Raw genomic sequence first — 2,851 nt, 5'->3', positions numbered from 1 at the left:
ATGGTCTTTCGTTTAAATAGTAAAGTGTCCAACTTTTAGTGTCCAATTTACTATCAGCATTCCAATTGGTGGAGTTGAGGGTCCCTGAAACTTATCCGCGTCCGCAGGATCAAACTTAAACCTTACAAGCCCGTTATTATCATCTTTGCGGCTCTTTTTATTAATTAAAATATTTCTATACTTTGATCGTATAAAGAGCAAGACTAGCAATAGTCTGCTCTTTATTTAAAAATCTTTATTCTATGTTTTTTAGTAGAATCTTGTTTACAAATACATCTACGACTGTCTCATCAAATTGTGAACCACTATGTTTTTGTAACTCTAAGATTGCTTCATCCTTTGACAAAGGATTTAAACGATATGGTCTAACTGCAGTCATTGCATCATAAGCATCAGCAACTGCAATTATTTTTGACTCAATAGGTATTTGATCTCCACTTATTCCATTTGGATATCCTTTACCATCTATACGTTCATGATGATGAAGTACTCCAACAGCTAATCTAGAATATTCATGTGAAGAATTTAACATTCTGCTTCCCGATAATGGATGTTGTTGAATGATTTTCATCTCATCATCTGTTAGTTCTCCGGGTTTATCCAATATATGTAAATCAATAGCAATTTTACCAATGTCGTGAATCATCCCAATTGTTCTTATGTCATTGATTTTTGATTGTGATAACCCCATACTTTCTGCAATAGAAACAGCAAGTTCTGAGACCCTTATTGAATGTTCTTTAACCTCCGGACTTTTTACAAATAATGTATTCATGATTGTATTAATGGTCTCACCACGAATACTATCAATTTCTGCAAGTTTATTTTGATACATCAATGTTTCAGCTGATTTAAATAGATCATTGATATCTTCATCTTTATTTCTTTTTGTTTCAACACCAAAAGAGATAGATAAACTTCCATAATCAAATGTAGATTCTTCAACCTTTTGATGAATTCTATTAATTAATACTTCTGCAGCGTCTAAATCTGATGTCGGCATCAATATAGTAAATTCATCTCCGCCCCATCGAGCAGCAATATCGTTTCCTCTAATACTAGTGGAGATTATATCTCCAATCAATTTAAGTAATTGATCCCCTATTTGATGACCAAATGCATCATTGACTAATTTTAATCCATTTACATCTCCCATAATAATTGATAAAGGTAGATTTCTTGGATTATCTAATCTCTTCAATTGTTCTTCAAAAAATCTTCTATTATATAATCCAGTTAATTGATCATGATAACTCAAGTAACTTATTTCTTGTTTTATTCTATTTCTCTCAGTGATGTCTTGAGCCGCTCCCCAAATGGCAATAATCTTCCCATCTTCGTCTTTTTCTGCTTCTCCCCTGACCCACATCCAACCATTAGATCCTTCTTTAGTCACTGTTTCTAATTCAAGTTCATAGGGTACACCTTGGGTTCTAGTCAATTCAAGTGCAGTAGATAGTCTTTCCCAGCTCTCTGGCGTAAATAATTTCATATGTTCAGTATAATTAGGCACTGGAAGTTTTGGATCAAACCCATACATTTTATATAGTTCTTCTGTCCAAACTACCTCATTGGTTTTTACATCTAGTCTCCAAGTTCCTAAGTGAGCAATTCCTTGAGAATTTAATAAATTTTTTTCATTCTGTTTGAGTTGTTTTACGAGTTGTTTATGTTCAGTTACATCTGTTGCTACACTCATCGCTACAGCCATACCATTCGGTAAATTACCAATATATCCTGAATTAAAATCCCAAGTAAGTTTTCGTCCGTCTTTAGTAGTTACAACAAATTCACCATCATGTTGTCTTGTAGTTAATTTATATAGTTTCTTAATAAAGTCTATAACTTCATCTTTATTTTTACCATACGCTTTTTCTGTCCATTCATAGATGGTGGGAATATCATTTATATTATAACCAGTACTGCTAGTCCATGCTTTACTTAGATTTAAGACCGTACCATCTTCCTTATGTATCATAATAGGCAATGGTGCATTTGTTATACTATTTTCAAATATACTTTTAGTTAATAATAATTCAGTGTTTACACGGTTAATCTTATGCGTAATTCTTTTTGATATTGGTATAATAATTACAATGAAAATGAACAAAGTAATCAACCATACCAACGATGTAAATAATCCTATGTTTGCTGTGCTATTCTGAAGTACTACTTTTGTTAGAAGAGTAATAATGAAAATCAAAATGGTTGTTAAAGGAATGAATGTTAAAAGTAAAGTCTTTAAAATCTTATTACTAGTGACATAATTAACAATATAAGAATTGTGAGTACTTAGAATTATAGAAAAGCCTAAGAACATAAATGCAATAGCTGTGTTTACTGCAATTGGTATAATCCCAGACCCATAAAGCAGTGGGGAATCGAATATATAACCAGTTACCGCAACAAAACTTAGTAAAAATATTATAACCCCAAATATAGCTGATATATTCTCTTTCACCTTTTTATTATTTTTTTGTACAGATAGAAAAATTGCAACTCCTGAAAGCATATATAAAAATCCGGTATAGGGTGACATTCTTTTGACTGGATACAAATCTGTCCCTTCAGAAGCTGGTAACCATAAATCTTCAAACGTCAAATCAAAATGAATAAAGTACTCTGCAAATTTAAATGATCCATAAACTGCAATAAACAGTGTCATAAATTTAATAAGCTTTATAACATTTTCTGATTTCTTATTCAAAAGTAGTATTGAAATACTACCTAATAATATAAAAAATAAGGCAGTATCTCTTGACATTGGTATATATCTCCCTTGGATACTAGCCAAATTATCAAAACCAGTAATCCATCCAACAAAAGTAATTATACCAAATAATAATATTAT

Annotated in this window: 1 protein-coding gene; it reads right to left on the bottom strand. The window is 31.4% G+C overall.

All coding sequences use genetic code 11. From position 1 onward, the window contains the following. Window positions 1-235: 235 nt before the first annotated feature. A partial coding sequence (locus AC2LE6_RS08810; protein WP_484478889.1) for a diguanylate cyclase occupies window positions 236-2,851 on the bottom strand: 2,616 nt, incomplete at its 5' end.

It is taken from the genome of Candidatus Izemoplasma sp. (assembly GCF_982632705.1).
This window is presented reverse-complemented; position numbering and strand designations above follow the sequence as displayed.